The organism is Erythrobacter sp. S227 (assembly GCF_057364925.1).
Genome location: NZ_CP200280.1, coordinates 2,078,809 through 2,093,734, shown reverse-complemented (window position 1 = coordinate 2,093,734; position 14,926 = coordinate 2,078,809). Strand labels below are relative to the sequence as shown.

At 58.7% G+C, this 14,926-nt stretch carries 13 protein-coding genes and 1 tRNA gene; 10 read left to right on the top strand and 4 right to left on the bottom strand.

Going from position 1 to position 14,926, the window contains the following annotated elements:
- Position 1 precedes the first annotated feature (1 nt).
- The 3 genes from AC0V6Q_RS09770 (at position 2) to AC0V6Q_RS09760 (ending at position 5,199) form a co-directional block, all read left to right on the top strand.
- On the top strand, positions 2-2,320 hold the full coding sequence (locus AC0V6Q_RS09770) for a molybdopterin cofactor-binding domain-containing protein (protein WP_486168190.1): 2,319 nt from the start codon (positions 2-4) through the stop codon (positions 2,318-2,320).
- Positions 2,321-2,438: 118 nt separating this feature from the next.
- Entirely contained in the window at positions 2,439-3,473 is a 1,035-nt protein-coding gene (gene hemH, locus AC0V6Q_RS09765; protein ID WP_486168189.1) for a ferrochelatase, read from the top strand.
- Between the two features lie 313 nt (positions 3,474-3,786).
- The gene (locus AC0V6Q_RS09760) at positions 3,787-5,199 is read left to right on the top strand and encodes a cytochrome P450 (protein ID WP_486168188.1); all 1,413 of its coding nucleotides are present in this window, start codon (positions 3,787-3,789) and stop codon (positions 5,197-5,199) included.
- A gap of 115 nt (positions 5,200-5,314) precedes the next feature.
- Here AC0V6Q_RS09760 and AC0V6Q_RS09755 read toward each other — a convergent pair whose 3' ends face one another.
- A complete protein-coding gene (locus tag AC0V6Q_RS09755; protein ID WP_486168187.1) occupies positions 5,315-5,485 on the bottom strand; it encodes a DUF1674 domain-containing protein in 171 nt (56 codons plus the stop codon).
- A gap of 57 nt (positions 5,486-5,542) precedes the next feature.
- On the opposite strand from AC0V6Q_RS09755, the gene AC0V6Q_RS09750 reads away from it, so the two are divergent.
- Complete coding sequence (locus AC0V6Q_RS09750; RefSeq protein ID WP_486168186.1) at positions 5,543-6,784, top strand: RsmB/NOP family class I SAM-dependent RNA methyltransferase; 1,242 nt, start codon at positions 5,543-5,545, stop codon at positions 6,782-6,784.
- Here AC0V6Q_RS09750 and AC0V6Q_RS09745 read toward each other — a convergent pair.
- Together AC0V6Q_RS09745 and msrA are read right to left on the bottom strand one after the other, a co-directional pair.
- On the bottom strand, positions 6,768-7,586 hold the full coding sequence (locus AC0V6Q_RS09745) for a hypothetical protein (protein WP_486168185.1): 819 nt from the start codon (positions 7,584-7,586) through the stop codon (positions 6,768-6,770). The genes AC0V6Q_RS09750 and AC0V6Q_RS09745 overlap by 17 nt on opposite strands.
- 14 nt (positions 7,587-7,600) lie before the next feature.
- Positions 7,601-8,146: a peptide-methionine (S)-S-oxide reductase MsrA gene (gene msrA / locus AC0V6Q_RS09740; protein WP_486168184.1), complete on the bottom strand. Its 546-nt coding sequence runs from the start codon at positions 8,144-8,146 to the stop codon at positions 7,601-7,603.
- Positions 8,147-8,301: 155 nt separating this feature from the next.
- On the opposite strand from msrA, the gene AC0V6Q_RS09735 reads away from it, so the two are divergent.
- The 3 genes from AC0V6Q_RS09735 to folK are packed head-to-tail and all read left to right on the top strand — an operon-like array spanning position 8,302 to position 10,530.
- Positions 8,302-9,171, top strand: a complete 870-nt coding sequence (locus AC0V6Q_RS09735; protein WP_486168183.1) for a class I SAM-dependent methyltransferase — start codon at positions 8,302-8,304, stop codon at positions 9,169-9,171.
- 16 nt (positions 9,172-9,187) lie between these two features.
- On the top strand, positions 9,188-10,054 hold the full coding sequence (aguB, locus tag AC0V6Q_RS09730) for an N-carbamoylputrescine amidase (protein ID WP_486168182.1): 867 nt from the start codon (positions 9,188-9,190) through the stop codon (positions 10,052-10,054).
- Positions 10,055-10,065: 11 nt separating this feature from the next.
- Positions 10,066-10,530: a 2-amino-4-hydroxy-6-hydroxymethyldihydropteridine diphosphokinase gene (gene folK, locus AC0V6Q_RS09725; RefSeq protein WP_486168181.1), complete on the top strand. Its 465-nt coding sequence runs from the start codon at positions 10,066-10,068 to the stop codon at positions 10,528-10,530.
- Between the two features lie 88 nt (positions 10,531-10,618).
- Here folK and AC0V6Q_RS09720 read toward each other — a convergent pair whose 3' ends face one another.
- Positions 10,619-11,140 (bottom strand): PEP-CTERM sorting domain-containing protein, encoded by a 522-nt coding sequence (locus tag AC0V6Q_RS09720; protein WP_486168180.1) that lies wholly within the window; start codon positions 11,138-11,140, stop codon positions 10,619-10,621.
- Positions 11,141-11,371: 231 nt separating this feature from the next.
- Here AC0V6Q_RS09720 and AC0V6Q_RS09715 point away from each other — a divergent pair, with 231 nt between their 5' ends.
- The 3 genes from AC0V6Q_RS09715 to AC0V6Q_RS09705 all read left to right on the top strand — a co-directional run bounded on the left by AC0V6Q_RS09715 (position 11,372) and on the right by AC0V6Q_RS09705 (position 14,925).
- Positions 11,372-12,925: a tetratricopeptide repeat protein gene (locus tag AC0V6Q_RS09715; protein WP_486168179.1), complete on the top strand. Its 1,554-nt coding sequence runs from the start codon at positions 11,372-11,374 to the stop codon at positions 12,923-12,925.
- A gap of 138 nt (positions 12,926-13,063) precedes the next feature.
- Positions 13,064-13,139: transfer RNA gene (locus AC0V6Q_RS09710), tRNA-Lys, on the top strand.
- A gap of 205 nt (positions 13,140-13,344) precedes the next feature.
- Entirely contained in the window at positions 13,345-14,925 is a 1,581-nt protein-coding gene (locus AC0V6Q_RS09705) for an ABC-F family ATP-binding cassette domain-containing protein (protein WP_486168178.1), read from the top strand.
- Position 14,926: the final 1 nt, after the last annotated feature.

The window sequence follows — 14,926 nt, the reverse complement described above, 5'->3', positions numbered from 1 at the left end:
CATGGAGATAACCCGGCACCTGACGCGAAGGGGAGTGATTGGAGGCGCTGCTGTTGGCGGCGGGCTTTTGATCGCGTGGTGGGCATTGCCGCGCAATTATCCCAATCCCTTAACCCCAGCACGCGGCGAACACGTTCTGGGTGCATGGCTCAAGGTCGCCGAGGATGGCGTGGTCAGCGTTGCCGTGCCTCAATTGGAGATGGGGCAGGGGATCACCACACTGATCCCTCAGATCGTCGCAGAAGAATTGGGGGCGGACTGGCGGCAGATCGCCGTTGAGCCTGCTGCTGCTGCCGCCGCCTATGCCAATGCGCCGCTGGCCGAGCGTTGGATCGGTCTATGGGACCCGATGAGCGCTGGCCTGTCGCAAAGCACCGATGAAATGCTGGCAGAACGCTTTGCCACATCGCAGCGTTTCACCGCGACCGCCGATGGCACGTCCCTTGCCGCCTATGAACAGCCCGTTCGCGAAGCCGCCGCAGCAGCGCGGGCCATGTTGGCCATGGAAGCGGCATCGCGATGGGGTACGTCATGGGAGGAATGCGAGGTTGAGGGTGGCATTGTCTCCTTTGGCGACAACCGCGCAACCTTTGGCGAGCTTGCCTCTGGTGCCGCCGGGCAATCGCCGCCTGACCCTCCGCCCCTGCGCCCCGAAGCGTCAGGCGCAAACCCTCTATCGAGCCAGACCGGCGGCACGCTTTCCGAAGCCTTCCCGCGCATCGATCTGCCTTCCAAAGTCGACGGGTCACACCGGTTCGCAGGCGATGTTCGGCTTCCCGGAATGGTCTTTGCCGCGATCCGCCATGGCCCCAACAATGGCAGCGAGCTTACCGACTTCAAGGTGGACGGCGCAAAAGGCATCAGTGGCATAGTCGGCGCTGTAAGAACCAAGCGCTGGCTTGCGGTGGCGGCAACAACCTCTTGGGCAGCGCAGCGCGCAGTGGAGGCGATGGAGCCGCAGTTCACCACCGCTTATCCCGTAAGCAGCGATGACATAGCCGCGCGGCTCGACACGCTTCTGACCTCGGGCGACAGCTTCAAGACGCACGAAACGGGCTTTGGCGAAGAGGCGATGACCCGTGTTGATTTCGCGCGACGGTATGAAGTCGAGGCATTCCACGCGGCTCCCGTTGAAACAGCAAGCGCTGCTGCACGATATGCCGACGGCCGGCTTGAGCTCTGGATCGCCTCGCAGGCACCCGAACAGGCAAGAGTTGCCGCTGCCAAAGCGGTTGGCTTGGCAGTCGAGGATGTCGCGCTTTATCCCATGTCCGCAGGGGGCAGTTTTGATGCGCGGCTGGAGCATGACCATGCCATCGAGGTCGCGCATATTGCCAAGCAATTGGGAAGGCCGGTTCAGCTCACCTGGTCGCGGCGCGAGGAGATCGTGCGTTCAAGGCCCTCTGCGCCGGTATATACGCTGATCGGTGCGCAATTGGCTGGCGGTGGAGGGGCAAGTCCGCTTCAAGGTGCTTCGGGCGGCGTCATCGACGCGATCAAGCTGCGCATTGCAACACCGCCTTCGACCCATGAATTTGGCAAGCGCCTGTTCGGCAATCTCACGCCATGGGCCGCGATCCGCGAGACCACGGGGCAAAAGGACGAACTTGCTGTCGAGGGCGCTGTTCCCCCCTATGATCTGCCTAGCGTCACCGTGCGCCATATTCCGGTTGAAACGGGCTATCCGGCGGGTCGCGTGCGCGGCAATGCCCATGTTGCCGCGGCATTTGGCACAGAGAGCTTTGTTGATGAATTGGCGGCGGAAAGCGGGCGCGAACCCTTATCCTATCGCATGTCGATGCTGGGCTCTGATGTCCGGCTTGCCGCCTGTCTTCAACGCGCGGCCAGTCTGGCGCAGTGGGATGGCGGTGCCGATCAAAGCGGGCAGGGCCTTGCCTGTTATCGCATAGGCGATGCAGCTACGGGAGGCCGGATCGCGTGCGTCGCAACGGCGCGTCGGGGCGAAGGCGGCCTTCGGGTCACGCGTCTTTCGGCAGCGGTTGATATCGGGCGGATCGTCAATCTTGATATTGCGCGCCAGCAGATCGAGGGCGGACTTCTCTTTGGTCTGGGCATTGCACTTGGCAATTCGCCGCAAATGCGCGGCGGGCTTCCCGAAAGCTTCGAGTATAGCGATCTTGGCCTGCCCAAACTTGCCGATTGCCCCGAGATCGTCGTCGATTTCCTGCCCAGCAGCGCACCCTATGCCGATCCCGGAGAATTGGGCGTCGCGGTTGCCTCTCCGGCTATCGCAAATGCATTGTTTTCGGCTACAGGCTTGCGCCTCAGACGACTGCCCCTACTTTCAGGGGGGCTTTAGGCCGTAAACTCATATCATTGGCGTGCGGGATCACGGCGGGTTTTTCGTAAATTTGTCGGCGCGGCTGGACCCGAAATTACTTTTGAAGCGTTATCCCGACCGAAATGACCCAAATTCAATGACCTGGCAAAAACAACTCCTTCCCAACGAGCACCCCCCTGTATCCAGCGGGTCTGTCGGCGTGCTGCTCGTCAATCTGGGAACGCCTGATGCGCCTGATCCAGGGTCGGTGAAGCGCTATCTCAAGCAATTCCTGTCCGATCCGCGCGTCATCGAAATCCCGGCCATTGCCTGGCAACCGATTTTGCGTGGCATAATCCTGAATACCCGCCCTGCGAAAAGCGCGGCTGCCTATTCGAAGATATGGACCGATCGCGGATCGCCTCTGGCCGATATCACCTCGCGTCAGGCCGAAGCGATCGAGGGGCGTTTTGGCGAGAATGTGATTGTCGATTACGCGATGCGTTACGGCAATCCTTCGATTGAAACACAGCTCAACAAGCTGACTGAAAAAGGGTGTGATCGCATTTTGATCGCGCCGCTTTACCCGCAATATTCCGCCGCCACGACCGCGACCGTATTCGACGAGGTGGCGCGCGTGCTCAAGGGCCTGCGTTGGCAACCGGCCTTGCGCTTTGTCCCGCCCTATCACGATGACGAGCTTTACCTAAATGCACTTGCCGATGATTTGACCACGCAGGTCAGCGCATTATCGTTCAAGCCTGAAGTGATGCTGTTAAGCTTTCACGGCATGCCGCAGCGCACGCTTGAAAAGGGCGATCCCTACCATTGCCATTGTCAGAAAACCTCACGGCTTTTGCGCGAGCGTTTGCAAGGGCGGCCCGAATGGGAAGGCGTGCGGTTTGAAACCTCTTTCCAGTCGCGCTTTGGCCCTGCCCAATGGCTCGAACCTGCAACCGACGATACGCTGGTTGGTGAAGGCGAAAAGGGCACCAAACGCCTTGTTGTAGCAGCGCCCGGTTTCTCGGCTGATTGTGTGGAGACACTTGAGGAACTTGCGCTTGAAGGGCGAGATGAATTCCTTGAGGCAGGCGGCGAAGAGTTTGCGGTTCTCGATTGCCTCAACGTATCGGGTTCTGGCATTCAAATGCTTGAAGCAATGGTCGCCCGCGAGCTTTCCGGCTGGGCCTGATGCAACGCATAAGGTTGGAAGCGGGCCAATGAAGGGTTTTCCTACATTGAAGTGGGCCGTTATCCCTGACTGAGGCGCTGTTTGCATGGAATCGGTGGTCGATTTTTTAAAGCAAAGTGTCTCATAGGATTTTCCATACAAAGCTATGTATTTCAATATTTTGCTCGGATTTTCCTACAGGCCTATGAGACACATGTGTCTCATAGGGTTCCCGGAGCCCGGATGCTTACACGGGACTTGGCGGCGGGTTTACAATTATGTAAGTTGCAAGAAGCATACCCACAATTGGTGCATTTTCGGAGCTGACTAAACCATGGCAACCCTGGCCGAGCCTAACGCTGTAAAAAGCGCCCATACCCCGAGCTTCTCCCATTGGAGCGAGGGCGTGCCGACCGAGGCCGATATCGCGCATATCCCCGGCGATGCAGGGCTGCCTTTGGTGGGCAATACCTTCCGCCAATTGGCCGATCCTCATGGTTTTACCAAGCGGATGATCGAAACCCACGGCAAGGTGTACAAAACGCGCGCCTTTGGCGGGTGGAATGTTGCCTTGATCGGGGCAGAGGCGAACGAGCTTGTATTGTTCAACAAGGACAAGATTTTCTCGAGTGAGCAGGGCTGGGGACCGGTTCTGGATCAACTGTTCCCGCGCGGGCTTATGCTGATCGATTTTGATCACCACCGGATTGATCGCCGCGCTCTTTCCATCGCGTTCAAGCCTGAACCCATGCGCCATTATTGCGGGTCCTTGAATTCCGGCATCGCACGCGAGGTTGCAGGCTGGGAAGGGCCGATGCGCTTTAACCCGGCAATCAAGAAACTGACGCTTGATCTTGCCGCCGACAGTTTCCTTGGCATTCCGTGGGGACCGGAAGCGGACAAGATCAACACCGCTTTTGTCGATATGGTTCAGGCCAGCGTTGCGCCGATCCGCAAACCGCTACCCTTCACCAAGATGAAAAAGGGCGTGGATGGCAGAGCCTTTATGGTCGACTATCTCACCCGCGAAACGATCAGGCGGCGCGACCAAGGCGGCGGGCAGGACATGTTCAGCCAGTTTGCAACCGCCACCACCGAAGACGGCGAACTGTTGCCCGTCGATGCCGTGGTCGACCACATGAGCTTCCTTTTGATGGCAGCGCATGACACGATCACCTCATCGGCGACGTCCTTCATGTACTATCTCGCAACCGAGCCGGAATGGCAGGAAAAACTGCGCGAGGAGATTTTCGCAGTCACAGGCGGGCCGGATGCCGATGGGAACCCGCGCCCGCTGTCTTACGAAGACCTTGGCAAGCTTGAGCTGACCGAAATGGCGTTCAAGGAAGCCTTGCGGATGATGCCGCCGGTGCCTTCGATGCCGCGCCGCGCGCTTAAGGAATTCGAGTTTGGCGGATACCGCATTCCGGCCGGGCAATTGTGCGGGATCAATATCTATTGGACCCACCATTCAGACGAATATTGGGACGATCCCATGACCTTTGATCCGATGCGCTTTACCCCTGACAAAGTGAAGGCGCGGCACAAATATGCCTGGGTCCCGTTTGGCGGGGGCGCGCACATGTGTCTGGGGCTGCACTTTGCCTATATGCAGGTGAAGATCCTGCTCGCGCAATTGCTGCAACGATACCGGATCGAGGCAGAAGCGGGCTACAAGCCGGAATGGCAACCATGGCCGATCCCGCAGCCCAAGGATGGTTTGCAGATCGAATTCAAGAAGTTGTGATCGAACGGCGCCTATGGCGTCGCAAGCCCGACCGGGCGCCCGCAGGTGCCCCGGAATGAAATGGAGGGATTAGCGCCGTGGATGCACCCGCGGATGCGGGTGCGCAAAACAATCCTTAAAAGTCCCACGCGATGCCGTCTTTCTCCCAATCGCCATAGCGTGTGGGGGAAAGATCGCGGGGTTCATCCTTTAGAGGATCGACCGCTTTGGGCTTGGGCGCTGGATCGTTGCTCCAGTGCTTGGGCTTTTGAAAGGCTTTCGCGGTTTCGGATTTCTGTTTGGTCATAATGATAAAATGCGCGAGCTAGCGCTTGGTTTCAAGGAAGAGTAATTACCCCCGCCAATGGCACAGCCTTCAGGAATTCACGCGCGCCGCGCCGCGCTCAAAATGCTCGATGCGGTGCTGCGCCGGGGGGAGACCCTGGAACAGGCGGCGCCCGGCGCCTTGAGGGATGTTCGCAAGGCCCCCGACCAAGCATTGGCAAGGGCGATAGTGGGTGAGGCGCTGCGGTGGCTGACCGATTTGGACGCTCTGATCGATAGTGCGACGAAGAAACCGCTTCCCGACGATGCCAAACCGCGCAGCGTGCTGCGATTGATGTTGGCGCAGGCCTTAAGGCTCGAGACGCCGCCCCACGCGGTGATTGCAACGGGACTACCGCTGCTGTCCGGCGGGCCAAGGCGGCTGGCACACGGGGTGTTCTCAACCCTGATGAAGCAGGAGGCCGCATTGCCCGCGATGCCGACCCTGCCAGAGCGGTTTGCTGGAAGGTGGGAGGGTATGGCCGAGGGCCTTATCCAGCCGCCCGAGGTTGACCTGCATTTGAAGGATGAGAGCCAAACGGATCAATGGCAGGCCAAACTTGGCGGGGAGAGTTTCGCCCCCGGTCATGTCCGCATGCCGCGCGGGATCCCGATTGAGAAGATCGAAGGATATGACGAAGGCGCATGGTGGGTACAGGATCTGGCCGCGCAATTGCCGACGCGCCTGCTAGGAGACGGGGCGGGCAAGCACGCACTCGACCTGTGCGCAGCGCCGGGCGGCAAGACTATGGCGCTCGCGGCGAGCGGATGGAACGTCACCGCGCTCGACCTTTCAAAGCGGCGCTTGGGCGTTCTCAAAGACAACCTCAAACGCACCGGGCTCAAAGCCTCTCCGTTGCGCGCCGATGCGCTGACATGGGAGCCCAAGCATGCTTTTGACGCGATCTTGCTGGATGCGCCGTGCACCGCGACAGGCACCTGCCGTCGCCACCCCGATGTCCTCCACCGCATCGGCCCGCGCCAGATTGCAGAAATGGTGGAGATACAGCGCGCTCTGATCGGAAAGGCTGCGGAATGGCTTAAACCGGGCGGGGTGCTGATCTATGCGGTGTGTTCGCTTGAACCCGAAGAAGGCGAGAGCCAAGCCGCATGGATCGACGCCAACCTTGGTCTGACGCCGGTGCCCATCACGGCGAACGAACTTCCTGCTGGCCTTGAACCAACGCCCGAAGGCTGGCTGCGCACCCATCCGGGAATGCTGACCGAGAAAGGCGGGCTCGACGGGTTTTTCGTAGGCCGCTGGACTAAAAGCGTAAGGTGATTGAGGCGCAAGGTTTTCCTACTTGCTCCAATTCGAATATTGCGCTGTTTTCGCCAACTTTCGCGACATTGAGCCTCACCGGTGCGCCCAATTCAACATAACGCTTCATCGTCATCTCGCCGCTTGTATCAATGTCGGTCCGCCCTTTGATGAGGAAGAGAGCCTGACGGGCAAGTTCGTGCAAGTGGGTTGAGTTCACATGGTCGCCTGATCCGCCGATAAAGACATTGCCGGGAGGAAATCCGTTTTCAGCCGTTACCAAAGCCTCGACATAGCCCTTGGCGGGATCAAATGGCGCGACGAATACCTGTTCGCCCCCGATCAATCCGAGTGCTTTGCGGTTGGCATAATTGAAGTCTGTGGCCGAACTAGTCTTCCGGACTGTCTGCTTGGTGCCTTTGCGCCAATCTTCAAAATTGCGATTGTGAAAGATCACACCGCGTCCGCGAAAGGAGACCACTGCCGTGCCGCCAGCGGTGAAAAGTTCGATCAAATAGCCAAGCTTTCCTGACTCGCTATCGATGCCGTAGATCCCATGAGTTGCATGGCCGCCGCTGGCATCGCCAAGCTTCCAGTCAATCCAGGTGAGGGCAGTCCATTTATTTTCGTCCCATTTTCCGAGAGCGCCTGCCCCTCCGACAGCGGTCCAGAAAGCCTGCGTCTGGACAACCACCGGATGATGCGGGGGCAGGGCTAACCATGGGTTGGCCTTTGCATCCAAAGAGCAGGCGAACGCCACCGATCCATCGCCGCGCACCTCATGGCCGGATGAATAGGGATTGGACGGATGCTGGGGAGCCATCGGCGGTTTCGCCTTTAGCTCTTCACATATTTCTGAAAGCTCTTGCGCAGTTTCATGATTTTGGGCGGGATCACAGCAAGGCAATACGGATTGCGCTGCCCTTCGCCGTCCCAATATTCCTGATGGTAGTCCTCTGCCGGATACCACGGCGCGGTTTGCGCGTCGCCTGTCAGACCCTCGATGGTGGTGACAGCCACCTTGCCATTGTCTGCATTCCATCGCTCGATTGCGGCCTTGGCTTCTTCACCCTGCGCCGCGCTGAGCGGGAAAATGGCGCTGCGGTATTGTGTGCCGATATCGTTGCCTTGGCGGTTCAGCTGGGTCGGGTCATGCGTGCCAAGGAACACGTCATAGATTTCCGCGATGCTGATCACATCCGGATCATAAGTCACACGGATCCCTTCGGCATGGCCGGTAGAGCCGGTGCACACTTGCTTATAGGTCGGATCGGCTACGCTGCCGCCGATATATCCGCTTTCAACCTCGCTCACGCCGATGACATCGCGGAATACGGCTTCGGTGCACCAAAAGCACCCGCCTGCGATAATTGCCTGTTCCATAAAATCTCCGATCATTCGTTCGCAACAGACATAGGAAGCGACAGGGATTTGCGAAAGAGCCAAGCTATTTGGAAAAGAGATAGCGCGCCTCTCTTGTCATGTGCCCATCACACCCTAGAATTAGGGTCAGTCTCACCGAGAGAGGATCCCGACACATGAAATTCAATTCTTTTGCACCACTCGCCCTGCTTGCTGCTGGCTCGGCCATGGTTACGTTTGCTGCCCCTGTTGCAGCGGACGATCACGCCGAAGCGGCAGCGCCTGCCATTGCAGATGTTCTCGCGCATGAACGCCGCGATGGTGACCGCGAGCGTGACCAATATCGCAATCCTGCCGAAACCCTTGCCTTCTTCGGTGTCGAACCGACCATGACGGTTGCCGAATATGGCCCGGGCGGCGGCTGGTACACCCGCGTTCTTGCGCCCTATTTGATGCCGGCTGGCACTTATATCGCATTCAACGGTGACAGCGATGCGCGCACCTACCGCAACCGCGCTCAAGAAGCGCGCGCCAAGGGTTGGACGGAAAGCTTTAAAGACGGAATAGCCGAGGCGATGGGCGTCGAAGCCGATAGCGTCATGGCATTTGAAGTCGATGAAATGCCGGAAGACGCCGCTGGCACTGTGGACCGCGTCCTGATCTTCCGTTCGATGCACGGGCTGAACATTGGCAACAATGCCGATGACATCCTGAAAGCTGCCCGCATGATGCTAAAAGATGACGGCATGGTCGGCGTCGTGCAGCACCGTGCCCCGGAAGGCGCAAGCTACGACGATTATGGCGCTCGCCAGCGTGGTTACATGCGCAAACAGGATGTGGTTGCAATTTTTGAGGCCAACGGGTTCGAACTCGCTGCCGAGAGCGAAGTGAACGCCAACCCGAAAGACACAGCCGACTATGAAGGCGGCGTCTGGACGCTTCCCCCTTCGCTTGGCTTTGGTCGCCAAAGCGAAGAAGAAATGGCCAAGCACCGCGCCATTGGTGAGAGCGACCGTATGACCCTTCTGTTCAAGAAGGCTGACTGAGTCTAAAGGCGGCGATATGAGCACTCTCACTGTCGCCGCCTTACAACTTTCGCTCGGCTCTCCCGAAGAGGCCGAGAATATCGCGGCCGTTGGCGCCTTGGTCGAAGAGGCCGCCTCAAAAGGGGCCAAGGTGATTTTGCCGCCAGAGCTCTTCTCCGGTCCATATTTTTGCAGCACCGAGGACGAGGCGCTGTTTGCGCTGGCCCGTCCTACAGCCGACCACCCCAGCGTCATCGCGATGCAAGGGCTTGCAGCGCGGCTCAAGGTCACAATCCCGACCAGCTTTTTCGAGCGCGATGGGCACCATTATTACAACACACTTGCCATGATCGGCCCGGATGGAGCGATCATGGGCACTTACCGGAAAAGCCACATTCCAGATGGGCCAGGCTATGAGGAAAAATTCTATTTCCGCCCTGGCAATGATGGCTTCAAGGTTTGGGACGTGCCCGGTGATGAGGGTGCGAGCGTGCGCATTGGCGTCGGCATTTGCTGGGACCAATGGTATCCTGAATGCGCCCGCGTGATGGCGCTGAAGGGCGCAGAAGTCCTGCTGTACCCCACGGCCATCGGGTCAGAACCCTATGACGCCGACCTCGACACAAGCCGCATGTGGCGCCGCGCAATGGTGGGGCACGCGGTTTCCAATTGCATGCCGGTGATCGCGGCCAATCGCATCGGTACGGAAGGCGAGCAGAGTTTCTACGGTCACTCTTTCATCACCGACGAATGGGGTGATTTGGTCGAAGATTTCGGCGCTGGCGAAACCGGCGTGCTGGTCTCTGCCCTCGACCTTGGGCGCGCTGCCAAGCACCGTGCCGGCATGGGCTTCTTTCGCGACCGCCGCCCGCAACTTTACGGCCGCATTGCCGAAGATATCTAGGCGCGCTTTGCATGAGTAGCTCGTACCTCATCGCGCTGGGTTCCAACCGGCGGCACCACGTGTTCGGGCGCCCGCGCGATGTTGTGCGCGCTGCGATGGAAGAACTTGCCGTGATGGGCACTGTGACCGCGCGGTCAAAGATCATCACAACCGACCCCATCGGCCCGGCACAGCGACGATTTGCTAATGCTGCCTTGGTGATCACAAGCGAATACGATCCGCAGGCCATGCTTGCCGGTCTGAAGCACGTTGAGCGCGAGTTCGGCCGCCGCGAAGGTCAGCGCTGGGGCGACCGTGTTCTCGACCTGGATATCGTGCTTTGGAGTGGAGGCGTTTTTTCCTCTCGCACACTCACCATTCCGCACGGCGAATACCGGTCGCGCGCTTTTGTGCTGAAACCGGCACAGATGATCGCGTCCGATTGGCGTGACCCTGTTACCGGACGCACTGTGCGGCAGCTATCGGCCCGGCTTTAGACGCCAGATACGGGAAGGGCGCCCCGCCGGTTTCCCGACGACGCGCCCTTATTACTTACAGAAGGACCAGTTCTGTGAGACTAACCTCTTAGGCTGCAGCAGCCTTGAGGCGGCGGCGACGGCGACCAAAGCCGAGAGCCACGAGAGCAAGGCCGAAGAGGCCAAGTACCCCAGGTGCTGGGACGTCAACAACACGGTAGTCGGAAATGCCGCGAACATAATCGCCTGCAACCACCGGGTCGCCCCACCATGACCAAAGGTTGATCTTTTCGCCGTTGTTCTTTGATTTCAACATCCATGGGTGGAAGCGGTTGCCGTTCTGGCGGGTCGGTGTGTACTCGACGCCGCGAATGGTGCGGGTACCGGTCATGTTCGACAATGTGAACATGAAGCTTGGGTTGTCGCCGCCCTGGAAAGACCTGAGCTCGTCGCCTTCAAACGATACATTCATGTCATCACCGATCCATGTGCCGGTGCCGGTGTCGGTGTTGATCGTGAGGATGTCGCCATCGCTCATCTCGTATTCGAAGATTGCTGCCGATGCAGGAGCGGCTGCCGCCATGGTGGTTGCGGCCATTGCGATTGCGGCGGTTTTGATCGCGTTTTTCATGCTTAATCCCTCGGTCTTTTGGTCACTGGAAGCGAAGCGTCGCAACCCCGACCAGCGTTTGTTGATTGGTTACCGCCAACTCTGCAATCAACGTGCCAAATCCAACCAAAGCCCTGTTTTGAGGCAATCTATTGGTTAACGCAGACTCCCGATTTTTGAGGGTTGTCAATTTTTCCGACGCTTTGCGGGAGAACAAGAAGCCGTTAACTCCTGCCTTGTATAGCGGCCGCCATGAGTGTTCGCTTTAATCTACTTCATCTTGGCGGTGCGACCGCCGCTTTGCTTCTGACCCCTGTCCTTGCGGGATGTGACACCGGACCATCTGACCCCTTTGCCGCTGCACAAGAAGCGTTCGCGACAGGACAGCCGCGCACTGCGCTTGATCTTGTCGGGGAGGCAATTGATGCCCAGCCGAACAATCCTGCGGTACGCATGCTTGCAGGGGACGCGGCTATGGCATTGGATAATCCTGACCGGGCGATCGCCGAATATGAGCGCGTTTCCGAAGATGCGCAGCAGTATTCCCTGGCACGTGCGAAGCTCGCCGAAGCTCAGGTGATGGGCAACTATCTGGAGGCTGCTCGCGAGACGATCGAAACACTCACAATGGACAATGCGCACGCCTACACCGCGACAATCGCCTATCACCTCGCGCGCGGTGAGCCTGTGTTGGCCTATGATGCTCTTGATATAGGTCTTGCAAAGTTCCCCGATGACCCGCGCCTTGTGACCGTCGATGCCGAGCGGCTTTGGGCGCAAGGTAAGGCAGCGGAGACTTTTGACCGCCTTGCCCCGGTTCTCAAACTGGAGCCAGCGGTCAGCCAGGCTCATTTGTTCGCGGGCCAATTGCGCCTTGGTATGCGCGATGCGAAGGAGGCTCAGAGCCATTTTCAAAAAGTCCTGAGCGTTCGCCCGATGCACCAAACCGCGATGCTCGCCATGGCAGCCATCGCGCGAGATGCCGGTAACACGCAGGAAGCGGGCAATTGGATCAACAAGGCCAATGACGCAGGGCAACCTCACCCCGTAGGGTTGTTGTTTGCAGCGCAGATGGCGTTTGATGCAGGCGATCTGAACCGTGCATTCGAGCTGATCGAAAAGGCTCCCGCTTCCGTCGTCAACGAACCCGAATTTGCGCGATTGCGCGGGATGATTGATGCAGGCCGCGGTCAAGATGCTATGGCAGCGCTTGCGCTTGGTGACTATGTCGAGGCCACGGGCGGAGACCCGTTTGCGCGGCAGGTCCTTGCAAACAGCCTTGCTGCCCAAGGCAAATTTGATGAAGCATGGAGCGCTATTGTCCCTGTCATCGACCACCCGCAATCGGATGAGAAAGCTCTGAGTGTCGCACTGGCTCTTGCTGAGAAGACGGGCAAAGGTGATCCTGCATCAATCCGGGCCAAGATTGAGCAAAAGAAGAACGCTCCTTCTATAGATGAGGAAATGCGCAAGGCGGCGGCAGCAATTCGAGCCAGTGACTGGGCCAAGGCAGACGGGATTTACGCTCCGCTGACCGAGGACGCCGGGAAGACAGACCCGGGCCTTCTGAACAATGCAGCGGCGGTGAAGACCAAGCTTGGCGATCATGATGAGGCGATTGCATTGGCACGCCGCGCTTTGGCGCAGGCTCCGACCAGTCCGGAGATCATGGACACTTTGGGCTGGGCCTTGTGGCAAGGCGGCGGCGACAAAGCCGAGGCGCGAGAACTTCTCCAAAAAGCCCGCGAGGGCGCACCTGCAAACCGTGAAATCGCAGAGCATTGGGCGATTGCAAACGCGCTCTAGCCGGATCGCGGCACAATAAAGTGCAACAATCGCCATGCAATCCTACAGTGATGGCTTGACCGACCGCCTTTGCCTGCCTAGTGGGGCGCTTCTGCGAGCAACATGAGATTCTCGCACATACCGAGACACCTCGTTTGTGGGCCCTTAGCTCAGTCGGTAGAGCAACTGACTTTTAATCAGTAGGTCGCTGGTTCGAACCCAGCAGGGCTCACCACCTTTTTTCTTGAAAAGACGATATCGCATGCCTTTGTGCGTGCACCGGTTATGCTTGCGATCCACCTTCGCTGCGGACGGCGCGGCGACATCCTTGAGATTTGGATGCGGCATGGCTAAGAGGGGTTTCCAAATGGGAGTGGGTTTGATGAACAACTAAGCAATTTGATCGTCCAGTTCGGCAACGGCAATGCTTGGTTTATCCCATGTCTCACATTCATTTAGACGGCGTCACAGTTGGCGTCGCTGGCAAATCTCCCCTCTTTCCACCCCTAACACAGGGGGTCTCGCATGAGATTGTCGGCCTGTTTGGTCGCAATGGCTGCGGAAAAAGCACTCTTCTCGCTACAATCGCAGGGAAACGATCGCCGCTTCAGGGCACAATCACGATCGACGGTCGTATCGGCATGATGCAGCAAGGTGCGTTCGCGCCCGGGGTTAGCATTGCCGGTGCGTTGGGCGTGCATGAAGGTATTGAGCGGCTTGATCGCCTTGAGGCTGGATTGGCGCTTGAGCAAGATTTCGAAGAGGCCGATTGGGATCTACCCTCGCGTCTTGAACGGGCGATGATCCGCTTTGATTTGTCCAGCTTTGCTCTCGACCAAGCGGCGGCGCTCCTAAGCGGCGGCGAGCAAGCGCGTGTCAAATTGGCAGCGCTTCTTTTGGCTGAGCCTGACATTCTTTTGCTGGATGAGCCGACGAATGATCTCGATGACGAGGGTCGCGCGTTGGTTGCCGATCTGCTCAGACATTGGGAAGGGCCCGCACTTGTCGCAAGCCATGACCGCGAATTGCTGGAGGAGATGGACCGGATTGTCGAGCTTTCCCCTGCCGGTGCCCTGAGCGTCAGCGGGGGTTGGAATGCGTTTAAAGAGCAACGCGATGCGGCGCGCGCGCAAGCGAAAATCGCACTCGAGGATGCCGAGCAGAACGCGCGTAAAGCGCGAAATCTCAAGCAGGCACGATCAGAGCGTCAAGCACGGCGGAGCAAACAGGGCCGAATGACATCGGCGCGAACGGGTGCGAGCAAGCTTGAAATCAACGTACAAAAGAGAAGGGCGGAAAGGACCTCCGCCCGAACCAGGGCATTGGGTGAGGAACAGGTCTCACAAGCGAGCGATGCGCTGGGCGAGGCGGCTAAGCTCGTAGAGCGCGTTGTCCCTGTGAGCATCGCGCTCCCATCTTCCGGCCTGCAAAGCGGGCATATTTTGGTGGAGGCGCGCAGCATTTGTGTTGATGCGGGGGGACGGCGCCTTGTTGGTCCGTTGGACTTTGTTGTCACCGGCCCGCAGCGCATTGCACTTACGGGTCGAAATGGCAGCGGCAAAAGCAGTCTTGTGCGGGTCATATCCGGAGAAACGCAGCCGGCATCTGGGACCGTGCAATCGGATGCGGCGCGTATTGCGGTTCTCGACCAGCACCTTTCGCTTTTGGAAAACGCGGAACACGCGATTGCTGCAATGAAGCGGCACAATCCAACTCTGGATGATCGCGAGGCACATGCAGCTCTTGCAAGCTTTGGCTTTCGCGCGGACTGGAGCGCGCGGGTCGTGGAAACCTTGTCCGGCGGCGAAAGGGTTCGGCTGGCGCTGGCATGCCTTTTCTCCGGTCCCGTCCCCCCGCATATGCTGATCCTGGACGAACCCACCAACCACCTCGACATCTGCGCGATCGAGCTGTTGGAGCGGGCTCTGCAAGAATATGACGGGGCGATTGTGTGCGTCTCGCATGACCGGGCTTTTCGCGATGCCTTGCAGCTTACCCGTCAGATTGAGTTGCCGGGCTGAA